At 71.4% G+C, this 13775-nt stretch carries 14 protein-coding genes and 2 tRNA genes; 9 read left to right on the forward strand and 7 right to left on the reverse strand.

The window, feature by feature from the left end:
• Together LQ51_RS07180 and LQ51_RS07185 are read right to left on the reverse strand one after the other, a co-directional pair.
• Positions 1 to 1171 (reverse strand): Hsp70 family protein (locus tag LQ51_RS07180; protein WP_046563896.1); only part of this gene is annotated, 1171 nt, incomplete at its 3' end.
• A 197-nt stretch (positions 1172 to 1368) separates the two neighbouring features.
• The gene (locus LQ51_RS07185; protein ID WP_046563897.1) at positions 1369 to 2292 is read right to left on the reverse strand and encodes a phosphotransferase family protein; all 924 of its coding nucleotides are present in this window, start codon (positions 2290 to 2292) and stop codon (positions 1369 to 1371) included.
• Between the two features lie 113 nt (positions 2293 to 2405).
• Here LQ51_RS07185 and LQ51_RS07190 point away from each other — a divergent pair, with 113 nt between their 5' ends.
• Positions 2406 to 2903 carry a hypothetical protein gene (locus tag LQ51_RS07190; protein WP_046563898.1) on the forward strand — a complete coding sequence of 166 codons (498 nt, stop codon included), beginning with the start codon at positions 2406 to 2408 and terminating at the stop codon, positions 2901 to 2903.
• 58 nt (positions 2904 to 2961) lie between these two features.
• On the opposite strand, the gene LQ51_RS07195 is transcribed toward LQ51_RS07190, so the two are convergent.
• Positions 2962 to 3615 carry a Type 1 glutamine amidotransferase-like domain-containing protein gene (locus LQ51_RS07195; protein ID WP_046563899.1) on the reverse strand — a complete coding sequence of 218 codons (654 nt, stop codon included), beginning with the start codon at positions 3613 to 3615 and terminating at the stop codon, positions 2962 to 2964.
• A gap of 270 nt (positions 3616 to 3885) precedes the next feature.
• Here LQ51_RS07195 and LQ51_RS07200 point away from each other — a divergent pair, with 270 nt between their 5' ends.
• Positions 3886 to 4449, forward strand: a complete 564-nt coding sequence (locus LQ51_RS07200; RefSeq protein WP_046563900.1) for a hypothetical protein — start codon at positions 3886 to 3888, stop codon at positions 4447 to 4449.
• A 41-nt stretch (positions 4450 to 4490) separates the two neighbouring features.
• Here LQ51_RS07200 and LQ51_RS07205 read toward each other — a convergent pair whose 3' ends face one another.
• Positions 4491 to 5318, reverse strand: coding sequence for a DUF2268 domain-containing putative Zn-dependent protease (locus LQ51_RS07205; RefSeq protein WP_197087552.1), 828 nt, complete (start codon positions 5316 to 5318; stop codon positions 4491 to 4493).
• Between the two features lie 245 nt (positions 5319 to 5563).
• Positions 5564 to 5637, reverse strand: a tRNA-Gly gene (locus tag LQ51_RS07210).
• Between the two features lie 314 nt (positions 5638 to 5951).
• On the opposite strand from LQ51_RS07210, the gene LQ51_RS07215 reads away from it, so the two are divergent.
• The 5 genes from LQ51_RS07215 to clpX all read left to right on the forward strand — a co-directional run bounded on the left by LQ51_RS07215 (position 5952) and on the right by clpX (position 10519).
• Positions 5952 to 6025 (forward strand) — tRNA-Pro (locus LQ51_RS07215).
• Between the two features lie 149 nt (positions 6026 to 6174).
• A complete protein-coding gene (gene tig / locus LQ51_RS07220) occupies positions 6175 to 7521 on the forward strand; it encodes a trigger factor (RefSeq protein ID WP_046563902.1) in 1347 nt (448 codons plus the stop codon).
• A gap of 174 nt (positions 7522 to 7695) precedes the next feature.
• Positions 7696 to 8337 (forward strand): ATP-dependent Clp protease proteolytic subunit, encoded by a 642-nt coding sequence (locus LQ51_RS07225; RefSeq protein WP_046563903.1) that lies wholly within the window; start codon positions 7696 to 7698, stop codon positions 8335 to 8337.
• Positions 8338 to 8351: 14 nt separating this feature from the next.
• A complete protein-coding gene (locus LQ51_RS07230; protein WP_046563904.1) occupies positions 8352 to 9014 on the forward strand; it encodes an ATP-dependent Clp protease proteolytic subunit in 663 nt (220 codons plus the stop codon).
• Between the two features lie 212 nt (positions 9015 to 9226).
• Positions 9227 to 10519 (forward strand): ATP-dependent Clp protease ATP-binding subunit ClpX, encoded by a 1293-nt coding sequence (gene clpX, locus LQ51_RS07235; protein WP_046563905.1) that lies wholly within the window; start codon positions 9227 to 9229, stop codon positions 10517 to 10519.
• A 23-nt stretch (positions 10520 to 10542) separates the two neighbouring features.
• On the opposite strand, the gene LQ51_RS07240 is transcribed toward clpX, so the two are convergent.
• Complete coding sequence (locus LQ51_RS07240; protein ID WP_046563906.1) at positions 10543 to 11169, reverse strand: helix-turn-helix domain-containing protein; 627 nt, start codon at positions 11167 to 11169, stop codon at positions 10543 to 10545.
• A 41-nt stretch (positions 11170 to 11210) separates the two neighbouring features.
• Here LQ51_RS07240 and LQ51_RS07245 point away from each other — a divergent pair, with 41 nt between their 5' ends.
• Together LQ51_RS07245 and LQ51_RS07250 are read left to right on the forward strand one after the other, a co-directional pair.
• A complete protein-coding gene (locus LQ51_RS07245) occupies positions 11211 to 12044 on the forward strand; it encodes a DMT family transporter (RefSeq protein WP_046563908.1) in 834 nt (277 codons plus the stop codon).
• 39 nt (positions 12045 to 12083) lie between these two features.
• A complete protein-coding gene (locus LQ51_RS07250; protein WP_046563907.1) occupies positions 12084 to 12881 on the forward strand; it encodes a carbon-nitrogen hydrolase family protein in 798 nt (265 codons plus the stop codon).
• Positions 12882 to 13063: 182 nt separating this feature from the next.
• On the opposite strand, the gene LQ51_RS07255 is transcribed toward LQ51_RS07250, so the two are convergent.
• Positions 13064 to 13291: a hypothetical protein gene (locus LQ51_RS07255; RefSeq protein ID WP_046563909.1), complete on the reverse strand. Its 228-nt coding sequence runs from the start codon at positions 13289 to 13291 to the stop codon at positions 13064 to 13066.
• Between the last annotated feature and the right edge of the window lie 484 nt (positions 13292 to 13775).

Genomic DNA, 13775 nt, shown 5'->3' on the forward strand with positions numbered 1-13775 from the left:
CCAGCGGAAGCATCGGTGCGGCCGACCGGGTCCGTGGCAGCGGCAGGTCGGTCAGTGCCCCCTCGGCGACGGGCAGCTCGGGCTGCTCCAGCACGGTCGGCGCGATCCCCAGCTCGGCGTGGAGCAGCCGGGCCACCAGCGGGATCCGGGACGAGCCGCCCACCAGGAACAGCCCGGCGAGTCGCTCCGGGGTCAGCCCCGCCGCGGCGATCACCCGCCGGGTCTCCTCGACCGCCCGGCGCAGCAGCGGGGCGGCCACGCCCTCCAGCTCGGCCCGGGTCAGTGACACGGCGGCGGGTACCCCGGGCACCGCCACCGGCGCGGCCAGGGCGCGGGAGAGCATCTCCTTCGCGCCCCGCACCTGCTCGACGACGTGCAGCCGCTCCCGCCACTGGGTGGTGTCGGCCGGCGCGTCCAGCCGCGCCCACTGGGCGGGGTGGGCGGCGGCGACCCGCGCGCCAACCAGCGCCAGCAGCGCGGCGTCGAGGTCCAGCCCGCCCAGGTCGTCGAGGCCGCCGCAGGAGATCACGGTGAAGCCCGAGTCGCCCCACGGGTCGGCGCCCTCGTTACGGACCACGGCGACGTCGAGGGTCCCGCCGCCGAAGTCGAAGACGGCCACCGACTCACCCACCGGCACCGGCCGCCGCAGCACCTCGGTGTAGTAGCGGGCCGCCGCGACCGGCTCGCGCAGCAGGCGGGTGCCGGGCGGGACGGGACCGGAGAGGGTGTGCTCGGCCGCCGTCGGCCAGCCGGCCAGGGCGAGCGCCTCGGCGAGCACCTGCCGCCGGTCGGCGTCCCAGGTGGCGGGGCAGGTCACCACGGCGGGCGGCAGGAACCCGAGCGCCCCGACGGCGGCCTCGCCGACCGCGCGCAGCACCGCGCCGAGCAGCTGGGCCGGGGCGTACCGATGGCCGCCGAGGGTCACCTCGGGCTCGTCGACGCGGCGCTTCGGGTTCGGCTCGTACCGGTCCGGGTCGGCGTGGGCGAGGCGCAGCGCGTCCCGCCCGACGTGCAGGCGTCCGTCGGTGTCGGCGTACACCCCGGACGGGAGGATCGGCTGCCCGTCCACCAGCAGGGGGCGGGTCCGCCCGTCCGGCCAGCGCAGCACGGCCACCGTGTTCGAGGTGCCGAGGTCCACGCCGAGCGCGAAACCGTCCCGCTGGCCTGACATCCGTCGCTACCTCCACCCGCCGGGGCGATGTCCGGTCCCGCATCGTACGCAGTCGCCGCCGCCCGTCCGCCCGCCGGTCACGCCCTGGCCCTTCGCCCCCGCCCGGCCGTCCGCGCCCGTCGCGGCCCGGTCCGGCTGCCCGCAGGCGGGCGCGCGGATCCGGCCGCGCGCCCTGGACGGTGGCCGGCGCGCGCCGGTCACCCGAGCCGCGCCTTGAGTTCGGGAAGCCGGTCGAACAGCTCGGGCAGGCCGCGTACCCCGTTGCGCACCGACTCGTGCGACAGCGCGAGGTCGGGGCCGGTGCGGGCCTCGACACCGGCGAGGCAGCGGAGGATGTTCCATCTGGTGAACCCGAGCCAGCCACCGATCAGGTGCACGAACCAGCTCGGGCCCCACGGTGGCAGCGCGCCGCCCCCCGCGACGTAGCCGTCGAGGACCTGGCGGAAGATCGCCGGCTGGAGGTCGTCGAAGCCGGGCCCTTTCGCCAGGCTCAGGGCGGTCGAGCCGAGCTCACCGGACACGTCGAGCATCCCCGACAGTTCCCAGTCGAGCACCACCGGCCGGCCCGCCCGGCTCAGCAGGTTCCAGGGCTGGATGTCCCGGTGTGTCAGCACGACGGGGCCGGGTCGCTCGCAGCTGTCGACGAAGCGGGCGATGGCGAGGAACGCGCCGACCCGGGCGGCGAGTTCGCCGGCCCACGGCTGGCCGGTCGCCGTGGCCCGCCGGGCGAGTTCGGGCCAGTCCCGTGGCGCCGGGTCCGCGCGCGGGTCGGGGCTCCACCCGACGTCGAGCGCGTGGAGGCGCGCGAGGATCTCACCGATCTCGAACGCGTACGCCGCCGCCACCGGTGCTTCCGGCACCTGCTCGCCCGCCACCCACCGGTGCACGAGGATGTGCCGGCTGGCCGAGATCGGCTCCGGCATGGGGATGCCGGCGGCGAAGGCCGCCCGCTCGTACCGGAACACGTCCTCGACCCGGTGGGTCCCGCGACGATCGAGGAGGTTCACCTCCTTCACCGCGAACGATCCCTGGTCGGTGTCGAGCCGGTACATCCGGTTGGCGAACCCACCGGAAACCCGGATCATCGGTCCGATCGGCGTGCCGAGCTGCGAAAGGTCCACCTCGCGCAATCTAGGGCCAGCCGTTGGGCGACGCACCGGCTGCACCCCGGGGTGTCCGTTCGGCGCCGGGTGGTCGAGGATCATGTGACCCGGCGTCGAGACTGGAGGATCAGATGCTTCTCTGGGACCAGGAGCTGGCGCCGGTGCGGGAGGAGTTGCCGGCCATCCCGGCACCGCAGCGCCTCGCCCTCGCGATGGCGGCGATGGAGTGGACCCGTGACGCGATGGGCCGGATCGAGACACCGGAGGTGCGCGACTACCTCGACCGCGCCCTGACCGCCGGACGTGACGCGGTGTCCGCCGGCCGGGACAGGATCGAGCTTTCCGACGAGACCCTCGACGAGTACGAGGACGTCCTTGACCTGGCGGACGAGCCGGGTGCCTCGCACCTGCTGTCGGCGGTGTTGGCCTGCGCCGACGCGCCCGAAGGGCTGACGGGTGAGGTCCTCTACGGTGTCCTCTCCTTCTGCTACGAAGGGCTCCTCGATCGGGCGGAACTGCCCGAGTGGACGGTCGAGGCCGAGCGGGCGAACGCCCGGTGCGTGGAGACGATCGCCGTGCAGAAGAGACTGGTCCAGGACGCGCTGACGCCCGCCGGCGGGTCCGGTTGACGCCGCCCACGAGCGGCGCGCTGCCCGCTCGGGGCTCGCCGTCGTGGTGAGGGGCCGGCTACGAGGGGAACTGCTTCCAGTGCCCCTCGGAGACGACCTCCACCTTGCCGTCGGTCACCTTGATGGCCGTCTGGTCGTCGATCGCGTACGCCGGAGCGGCGATCTCGGCCACCCACCGCTCGGCGTTGGCCATGGTGTTGTCCGGCTCCAGACCCAGGTGCGGGAAGATCGAGAAGTCGACGACCCCCAGCGTGCGGTCGTCGGGCGCGGACTGCCACGCGACGAAGTCCGCGCCGATCCGCGGGGTCAGCACCATGCTTCCCGCGCTCAACCCCACCCAGACGGTGTCCGTCAGTGACGGCAGGAGGTCGGCCAGCCCGGACTGCCGCATCCAGTGGCTCAGGTACGTCGCATCACCGCCGTGCACGAGCAGGACGTCGGCCTCGCGGACCCAGGGGACCCACAGCTCCTCGCCGACGCTGGGCAGCGCCGTCAGCTCGAGGACGCCCAGCGACTTCCAGCCGAGGCCGCTCATGGGGAGCGGCGTCTGCCCGCTGATGAAGCGCCAGGCCGAGGCGGGCCCGCCCATCGGGTAGGCCGCCGTGGGGATGCAGAGGGCACTGGCTTCGGCGATCGGCTTGCCCAGCAGGTCGACCAGCGCATCACGGATGCTCGGATTCGTGACACCTGCCGACGTCAGTAGAAGCTTCACACCTGCCTCCGGTACGTGGCGCTCATGACGGTCTCCTCGAGAGTCGGGGGATCTGGTCCACGGAATGCAGACGGAACACCGTAACGAAACTCATCGGTGCGGTGACCCCCGCAAGCCCGGCACGTACGTCGGCAGGACGGGACGTGTGTTCGGAGGCCCTGTCGTCGTCAGCTGCCTGGACCTGCCGCAGGGCCGCTGCCTGTGCCGGCCGGCGGGTGCTGAGCGCAGGCAAGCCCTCGCTAGCCTTCGACCGTGTCTCATGCTGATCCGATGCTCGCCCGCATCACGAGCAGCGCCGTAGCCGCTGACCTGCTCGCCGGCTACTTCGACTTCGAGGTCGCAAGCGGTGAGCCCGTTGCGGAAGCGCGATTGGCGTCGGGCGCGCCGCTGGAAGCGATCGCCGGCGAAGGCGCTGGTGGCACCTACTACCTCTGCGGAGTCGGATCCGCTCGGCCGGTGATCTTCGCGACGTCGGAGGGACAGGCCGGCCTGATTGCGGCGAGCCTCGCCGAGGCCGTGGAGCTGATCGTTGCCGTGCCGTACTGGCAGGACTGCCTGAAGTTCTCCGGCGGAGGCAGCCTCGACGAGATGCGGCTGGCCGCCGCGCGGCTGGAACACGACCTGCGGCAGGACTGCCCGCAAGCCGGGCAGCAGCGGGAGCCGCTGCGCCGGGAGCTGGGGTTGCCGCAGACGCCGGTCGAGGACCTGCTGGCGAGGCTGCACGAGTCGGTCGCCCGTACGGAGCCGGATTTTGTGCTGCTCGGCCCCGACGGTGACCGGTATGAGTCGCTCTTCAACACGTTCCGGGTAAGCGACAACCCGGCCTGGCGTTGACGCCGAATCGCGGGTTCCAAGCAGGGGAGCGGCCGGCAGTTCTAACCCTGGCTGAGCGCGGTGCGAAGGCGGGCTGCGGCCTCGGGCAGCGACCAGTCGAGCGCCGCTTCGATCGGTTCTGGCCCGAGAATCTGGTCGAGTAGTTGCCAGCCCAGCCAGTACCCGCACCGTCCTGGCAGTCCGCCGGGACGGTCCATGGCACCGCTGAACCATTGCTCAGACACGTCGGTGCGGTCTAGTTCCCGCAGGGCTCTGCTCCGCAGCCTGGCCGCCATTCCCGCGCAGCGCTCGATCCATGGTTGGGCGTCGGCGCTGAACCAGAGGTGCCCGCTGGGCGGGACCTCGGGCAGCAGCCGGGCTGTGGCGTGCACCGCGAGTCCTTCGCGGAACAGGTCGGCGTCGACGCGGTTGGCCGGCCAGTCATGCGTGGACCGGCGAACGTGCGCCAGGTGGACCAGCTCGTGGAGGGCGAGCACGATATCGAAGGATGGCTTGGGCAGCTGTTCCGCCCCGATGAACAGGGTGGGTTCGCCCTGTACCGACGCGACCCAGCCGTTCGCCTGGCCGAGGCCCACCATGACGACGGCGGGGATCGGGTGATCGAGGCCGAGCTTTTCGGTGAGCAGTCTCGCCGCCTCCCGGATGGCGATCTTCGCCCGCTCGGCTACGGTGCGCAGCTCAGTCCGCCGTGCGACCAGGCCGGGTAGCCGGTCCGGGGCCAACCTGGGATCGACCCAGGGTTCGACGGCCGCGAAGATTTCCGCGTGCGGCTCAACGATCTCGTGCTGCCACCGGCCGGCGAGGTCGCCCCCTCGCTCACCGCCGGCGAATTCGTCGAAGTTGGCTACCAGGTCGAGAATGGCCACCATGGCAATCATGATCCCGTCTCGCTGAAGGCCACCGCACCTGGGGCTCAGACCTGCGTCCGGGCGACCTGTGGTCCTACCTGCTTATCCGTCAGCGTGGCCGGCCGTCCCGCCCGGCCGATGCCGGTCGGAGGTCGCCAGCAGGCCGGGGCCGCGCCGGCACGGCCCGCCTTGGACGCCGCCTTGCCCATGGATGGCCCGCAAGATCGGAGCGGGGGATACGGCCTCTGGCCTGGGCCGGAGGCTATTGGAGCGGGCGACGGGAATCGAACCCGCACCGTCAGTTTGGAAGACTGAAGCTCTGCCATTGAGCTACGCCCGCGCTCACCCCGCTGGCGTGGGGCGCGCGAGACAGCCTACCGAATCCCCGGACCGGTCGCGCGGCCCCGTGCCCCGTACCCCGTGCCGCGCCGGACCGTTTGCGGCAAAGCGGCCCTTCCCGATGGCCGGATGGCCCGCTTTGCCGCACAGCGTCGGCACCGCCCAGACACCGCCGCCCAGAGCAGCGCCGCCCAGAGCAGCGCCGCAGGCCGGCTCGACGTCGCCAGCGCCGCCCACCCCGACGCGACCTGGTCGCCTCGGGGTGGGCCGGTGGGGGGTCGGGGGGCGCGGACGGCATACACTTCTCGTCGGCCACGGGGTGTGGCGCAGCTTGGTAGCGCACTCGCTTTGGGAGCGAGGGGCCGTGGGTTCAAATCCCGCCACCCCGACTGTCGTTCGCGGGCCGGCTCGTCCCGGGCGCCGCGCGATTTTCCGCGCGGTACCCGGGCCCTGCCGACGCGGCGCGCCGGCTCGCCTACACTCGATGCGCGCAATCACGCCCAGACTTCAATACCAAGATCCGTCAAGGAGTACGCCTGTGAAGAGCACCGTCGAGACTCTGAGCCCGACGCGCGTGCGGCTCGCCATCGAGGTGCCGTTCGTCGAGCTCGAGCCGAGCCTCAAGAAGGCGTACCGGGAGATCGGCCAGCAGGTCCAGGTTCCCGGCTTCCGCCGGGGCAAGGTTCCCAGCGCGGTGATCGACCAGCGGGTGGGCCGGGGGACCGTCCTCAACGAGGCGATCCAGGAGGCCATCCCGCAGAACATCCTCGCCGCGGTCCGCGAGCACGACCTGAAGACGCTCGGCCGTCCCGAGGTCGACATCACCGAGTTCAACGACGGTGACTCGCTCAACTTCACCGCCGAGGTCGACGTCCGCCCCGAGATCACCCTGCCGGACCCGGCCACCATCGAGGTGACCGTCGACGAGCTCGAGATCGCCGACAGCGAGATCGACGAGCAGGTGAGCAGCCTGCGGGAGCGGTTCGCCACCCTGAAGACCGTCGAGCGGGCCGCCCAGGAGGGCGACTACGTGCAGATCGACCTGAACGCCACCGTCGACGGCGAGGACGTGCCGGGCGGGTCGGCGAGCAACATCTCGCACGAGGTCGGCAGCAAGCAGCTCCTGCCGGGTCTGGACGAGGCCCTGGTGGGCCTCGCCGCCGGCGACAGCACCACCTTCACCACTCAGCTGGTGGGCGGTGACTACGCCGGCCGCGACGCCGAGGTGGCGGTGACCGTGCGCACGGTCAAGGAGAAGGAGCTGCCGGAGCTCAACGACGACTTCGCCCAGCTGGCGAGCGAGTTCGACACCATCGAGGAGCTCCGCAACGACGTGCGTGAGCGGATCACCCGGGGCAAGCAGGTCGAGCAGATCTACGCCGCCCGCGACAAGGCCCTGGAGCAGATGGTGGCGGCCGCCGAGGTGCCGGCGCCGGAGGGCGTCGTCAAGGAGGAGGTCGAGAGCCGCAAGGCCGCGATGGTCGACCAGCTGGAGCGGATCGGCGCCTCGATGGAGGAGTACCTGGCCGCCGAGGAGAAGACCGAGGAGCAGATCGACACCGAGCTGACCGAGGCGGCCACCGAGGGCGTCAAGATCCAGCTCCTGCTCGACACCCTCGCGGACGCCGACGACGTGCAGGTCTCCGACGACGAGTTCGGCCACGAGATCGTGCACCGGGCGCAGCGCGCCGGCATGGCCCCGCAGCAGTACTACGACCAGCTGGTCCGCTCGGGTGCCGCCGCGGCCGTCTTCGGCGACGTCCGTCGGGGCAAGGCGCTCGCCGCGGTGATGGAGAAGATCAAGATCAAGGACGCGGCGGGCAACGAGGTCACCCTCGACGCGCTGCGTGCCCAGAACGAGGCCGAGCACAACCACGAGCACTGATCGTCCGGCGATCGGCCGCCCTCCCGCGCCTGCGCGCGGAGGGCGGCCGAAACCCTTTCCGGGGTACGCCCAGAGGGTGACTGCGCTGAGAGCGAACAGTGCCCGGACCGGGAGTGCGCCCCCCGGTTGAGCGGTTAGTGTCGGGGACGACGGTACGGAGAGCGAAGGGCTGCCATGACCGACATGCACATCCCAGCGAAGCCGCTCCGGGCACTCGAGGCCCGCGGCGGTGACTCAATTGGCAACCTCGACGACTCGGTCTACAACCGGTTGCTCAAGGAGCGGATCATCTTCCTGGGCAGCGAGGTGACCGACCAGGTCGCCAACCGCATCTGCGCGCAGCTGCTGCTGCTCGCCGCGGAGGACCCGGACCGCGACATCAACCTCTGGATCAACTCGCCGGGTGGCTCGGTCTACTCCGGCATGGCGATCTACGACACGATGCAGTTCATCGACAACGACGTGTCGACGGTGGCGATGGGCATGGCGGCCTCCATGGGCCAGCTGCTGCTCTGTGCCGGCACCAAGGGCAAGCGGTACGCGCTGCCGCACGCGCGGATCATGATGCACCAGCCGTCCGGTGGCATGGGCGGCACGGCCGCCGACATCGCCATCCAGGCCGAGCAGATGCTCTACACCAAGCGGATGTTCCAGGAGCGGGTCGCGCACCACACGGGCCGGTCCGCGGCGGAGATCGAGGCCGACTCCGACCGGGACCGCTGGTTCACCGCCCAGGAGGCGCAGGACTACGGCTTCATCGACAAGGTGATCACCGGGGCCGCCCAGGTCCCGGAGGGCGCCGGGACCCTGAGCTGAACGAGGAGCTGACGATGACCGACCTGAGCCTGCCGCCCCAGTTCGCGGCCGTGCACAACCGCTATGTTCTGCCGTCGTTCGTCGAGCGCACGTCGTACGGGATGAAGGAGTCCAACCCGTACAACAAGCTCTTCGAGGACCGGATCATCTTCCTCGGCGTCCAGGTGGACGACGCCTCGGCCAACGACGTGATGGCCCAGCTGTTGACGCTCGAGGGCACCGATCCGGACCGCGACATCATCATGTACATCAACTCGCCCGGCGGCTCCTTCACCGCCATGACGGCGATCTACGACACCATGCAGTACGTCCGCCCGGACATCCAGACCGTCTGCCTGGGCCAGGCGGCCAGCGCGGCGGCGGTGCTGCTCGCGGCGGGCACCCCGGGCAAGCGGATGGCGTTGCCCAACTCCCGGATCATCATCCACCAGCCGGCCACCGAGGGCGGCTACGGACAGGGCTCGGACATCGAGATCCAGGCGCGGGAGATCCTGCGGATGCGGACGCAGCTGGAGACGATGCTCTCCCAGCACTGCAACCGCCCGGTCGAGCAGGTCCGGAAGGACATCGACCGTGACAAGATCATGACGGCCGAGGAGTCCAAGGACTACGGGCTGGTCGACACCATCCTGACCAGCCGCAAGAAGGGTCTGCTGGCGGCGCACGCCGCGAGCTGAGCAGTGTGCGGTCGGAGGTCGGTCGGGGTAACGTTCCCGGCCGACCTCTGACACACCCGCTTTGGGGGTCGGAGAAACTCCCGCCAGCGGGTAACGTCGGGTCTGTACCGCTTCGTTGGGTCGGACCGGCGGGTGGGACGACAGACGGACGGGCGCTCGGCGCCCGCAGGTCAGGGCCGGCGTTCCGGCCGACGAGTGCAGGGAGAACGTAGGTGGCACGGATCGGTGACGGCGGCGACCTACTGAAGTGCTCCTTCTGTGGCAAGTCACAGAAGCAGGTCAAGAAACTCATCGCGGGCCCCGGGGTCTACATCTGTGACGAGTGCATCGACCTCTGCAACGAGATCATCGAGGAGGAGCTGGCCGAGTCCGGCGAGGTGAAGTGGGAAGAGCTTCCCAAGCCGATGGAGATCTGCCAGTTCCTCGACAACTACGTCGTCGGTCAGGAGCAGGCCAAGAAGGCGCTCGCCGTCGCGGTCTACAACCACTACAAGCGGATCCAGGCCGAGGCGGCCGGCGCGCCGGGCTCCGGCTCGGACGGTGTCGAGCTGGCCAAGTCCAACATCCTGCTGCTCGGCCCGACCGGCTGTGGCAAGACCCACCTGGCGCAGACTTTGGCGCGGATGCTCAACGTCCCGTTCGCGATCGCCGACGCCACGGCCCTGACCGAGGCGGGATATGTCGGCGAGGACGTGGAGAACATCCTCCTCAAGCTGATCCAGGCCGCCGACTACGACATCAAGCGCGCCGAGACGGGCATCATCTACATCGACGAGGTCGACAAGATCGCCCGTAAGTCGGAGAACCCCTCGATCACCCGGGACGTCTCCGGCGAGGGCGTGCAGCAGGCGCTGCTGAAGATGCTCGAGGGCACGGTGGCCAACGTCCCGCCGCAGGGCGGACGCAAGCACCCGCACCAGGAGTTCATCCAGATCGACACCACCAACGTGCTGTTCATCTGCGGTGGCGCGTTCGCCGGGCTCGACCAGATCATCGAGTCCCGGACCGGCTCCGGTGGGACCGGCTTCGGCGCCCGCCTCCGGTCGGTCTCGGAGCGCTCGACCGACGACATCTTCAGCCAGGTCATGCCGGAGGACATGCTCAAGTTCGGGCTGATCCCCGAGTTCATCGGCCGGCTGCCGGTGATCACCAACGTGCGCAGCCTGGACCGCAGCGCCCTGGTGCGGATCCTCACCGAGCCGCGCAACGCCCTGGTCCGGCAGTACCAGCGCCTCTTCGAGCTGGACGGCGTCGAGCTGGAGTTCGAGCCGCCCGCGCTGGAGGCCATCGCCGACCAGGCCATGCTCCGCGGCACGGGGGCCCGTGGGCTGCGCGCCATCATGGAGGAGGTCCTGCTCTCCGTGATGTACGAGGTGCCGAGCAACCCCGACGCCGCCCGGGTGCTGATCACCCGAGAGGTGGTTCTGGAGAACGTCAACCCGACGATCGTGCCGCGCGAGTTCAGCGGCCGCCGGCGCCGGGACCGCGAGGAGAAGTCGGCCTGAGTGCCGTTGCGACCGCGCCCGGGTCAGCTCGGGCGCGGTTCGCGTGAGCGGGTCCGCCGATCCCACTCGCCCGACGGGGTGACCACCACCATCACGAGCCGTACCGGCTCCTCACCCGTTGCGCGGTAGCCGTGTTCCCGGTCCGCCGGGAACTCGATGGTGTGCCCGGCCGGTACGTCGTGGTCGACGCCGGCCACGGTGACGGCGAGCGTGCCGGCCAGCACGTGCAGGATCTCCCGGGTGCCGCGCGCATGGTCCGCGGAGTGGTGTGCCTCGTCGGGTTCCAGCCGCCACTCCCAGAGCTCCACCAGGTCGGGCCCGCCGAGGCCGTTGAGCAGCCGGGCGGTTCCGCCGTGTGTCCCGCGCCAGAGCACCGGGGCGTCGACGGTCGCGGTGATCCGTACGCTGCTGCGTTCGGCGGGCTCCAGCAGCTCGGCGATGGTGACCCCGAAGGCGTCGGCGACCCGGCAGAGCGTACCGATGCTGGGGTTGGTCCGGGCGGCCTCGATCTGCACGAGCATGCCCTTGCTGACTCCCGACCGGCCGGCCAGCTCCTCGAACGACCAGCCGCGGGCGGCCCGCAGCTCGCGCACCTGGCGGGCGACCGCGGAGGTCACCGCGCCCACCCGCCCGCTCCCGGCGTCGGTCATTACACTATCCTTCACGGTCAATATTGTGATACGACATGCTGATGTTCCCCATTCTGCTCGCCGCGGTGTCCGCGGTTGCGTTCGGCACGGCCGACTTTTCCGGCGGCAAGGCATCCCGGCGCGCCGACCCGGTAGCGGTGACCGTGCTCTCGCAGCTCCTCAGCGTCCCCCTGCTGCTCGCGCTGGTGCTGCTCGTGCCCGGCACGCCCCACCCGCTCGACCTGGCCTGGGGGCTGTTCGCCGGGGTGGCCGGCGCGGGCGGCGTCATGCTGCTCTACCGCGCCCTGGCCACCGGCGTGATGGCCGTGGTCGCCCCGGTCACCGCGATCACCGCGGCGGTCGTACCGATCCTCGCCGGCCTGGTCACCGCGCACTACCCGGGCACCGTCGCGCTCGGCGGCGCGGGCCTCGCCGTGGTCGCCATAGCCCTGGTCAGCCTCGGTGAGGGCGGCAGCACCGGCCGGGTGTCGCGCGGGGTGGTCGGCATGGCGCTCGGCGCCGGCCTGCTCTTCGGCGTCTTCTTCGCCCTGCTCGGCCAGGCCGACGAGGACGCCGGCATGTGGCCGGTGCTCGCGGTGCGGGCCAGCTCGATCGCGTTCGGGCTCGCGGTCGCCGCGCGCATGGGGGTGCGCCTGCGGATCGAGCGGCGGGTGCTCGGCTGGGCCGCCGCGGCCGGCCTGCTGGACTCGGCGGCGAACGCGTTCTACCTGGCCGCCGCGAGCCGCGGGCACCTGAGCGTCGTGGCCGCGGTCGCCTCGCTCTACCCGGCGAGCACCGTGCTGCTGGCGCTCGCGGTCGACCGGGAGCGGTTGCGCCCCGTTCAGCTGGCCGGCCTGGGCTTCGCCGCCGGTGCGCTGGTGCTGGCGAGCGTCTGAGCCTGTCGCGACCCAGCACCCGCCCGTACGCTGATCTCCATGCGCGTCGCCGTCTGCCAGCTCAACTCCCGCGACGACCGGGCCGCCAACCTCGCCGCCGCCGGGGCCCTGCTCGAGCGGGCCGCGGCCGCCGGCGCCGACCTCGCCGTCCTGCCCGAGTACGTCGACTACCTGGGCCGCGCCGAGGGGATGCCACCGGCCGAACCGGTCGACGGCGTGGTCGGCCGGTTCTTCGCCGACGCGGCCCGGCGGCTCGGCATGTGGGTGATCGCCGGCTCGTTCCACGAGGCCGGACCGGATCCCGAGCACACCTGGAACACCTCGCTGGTCTTCGACCGCAGCGGCGCGCTCGCCGCCGGCTACCGCAAGATCCACCTGTACGACGTGGAGATCCCCGGCCGGGTGTCGTACCGGGAATCGGCGACGGTGGCGCCGGGGGACCAGCCGGTCGTCGTCGACGTCGAGGGCCTGCGGGTCGGCCTGTCCATCTGCTACGACCTGCGCTTCCCGGAGCTGTACCGGCGGCTCGCCACCGACGGGGGCGCCGAGCTGCTGGTGGTGCCCGCCGCGTTCATGATGCACACCGGACGGGACCACTGGGAGGTGCTGCTGCGGGCCCGCGCGATCGAGAACCAGTGCTATGTGGCCGCCGCCGGGCAGACCGGCGATCACGAGCCGTCCCGGACCTGCTTCGGCCGCAGCATGGTGGTCGACCCGTGGGGGACGGTGCTCGGCCAGGTGCCGGACGGCCCGGGATTCACCGTGAGCGACCTGGACCTGGACCGGCTCCGGACGATCCGCGCCGAGCTGCCCAGCCTGGCCAACCGCCGACTCTGATCCCGGGTCCCGGCCTGGCCAGTCGCCGGCTCTGATCCCGGTGCCCAGCCTGGCCAACCGTCGGCTCTGATCCCGGGTCCCGGCCTGGCCAATCGCCGACTCTGATCCCGGGGCCCGGCCTGGCCATTCCCCGACTCTGATCCCCGGCCTCAGCCTGGCCATTCGCCGGCTCTGATCCCCGGTCAGCTCTCCAGCAGCACCCCGATGACGGCGAAGCCGGCGATCGCCGCGGCGGTGACGAGCAGCGCCGTGGTCATCCGGGACGGGCCGCGGCGCAGCAGACGGCCGATGGACAGCAGGACGACGACGAGCACGAAGGCGCCGATGACCAACTGCCAGAAGGGGAGCAGGAGGCCGAGCAGCGCCTCCTCGGCGAGTGTCGACACCACGGACCGGGACACGTCATCCATGCCGACCACTCTGGCACGCCGCGGCCGGCGGCGGCCTCCTTCGATCGCCCGTCCCGTCGACCGGAGGAGACAGTTGGACGGCTGTCCGCGCAACGACGATCTTTGATTTGCCTTCTCCCGGCCGTCCGCGTAACTTTCTCTCTGCACGCGGGAGGCCGGGCAAACCGGCCGAGAACGGGCGCCAGGCTGGTGGCGGAGACGCCGAGCCAGACTGAGGATCCGGGCGGTGCGACAGACTCCGGCAGGACCGGGGTTGCGATCGCGAAGCCGGCCGGGTAGAGTGCGAAAGCCGGCAGGGAGCCGGGCGGGTGGCCGCGAGAGCGGCGATCGGCCGGTCCGCCGGAATCCACGACAGAAACGACCGCCAGGAACTGGCGTGCGTCAGCGTGGATCGGGCCGACCAAGGTGATCACCTCGAACGTGAGGTTGACAGCGAAAGTCGGGCCCGGTAAGTTGGAGAGGTTGCCCCGGATGGGGGTTCCAC

This window comes from Micromonospora sp. HK10, assembly GCF_000982955.1.
Taxonomy (GTDB): Bacteria; Actinomycetota; Actinomycetes; order Mycobacteriales; family Micromonosporaceae; genus Micromonospora.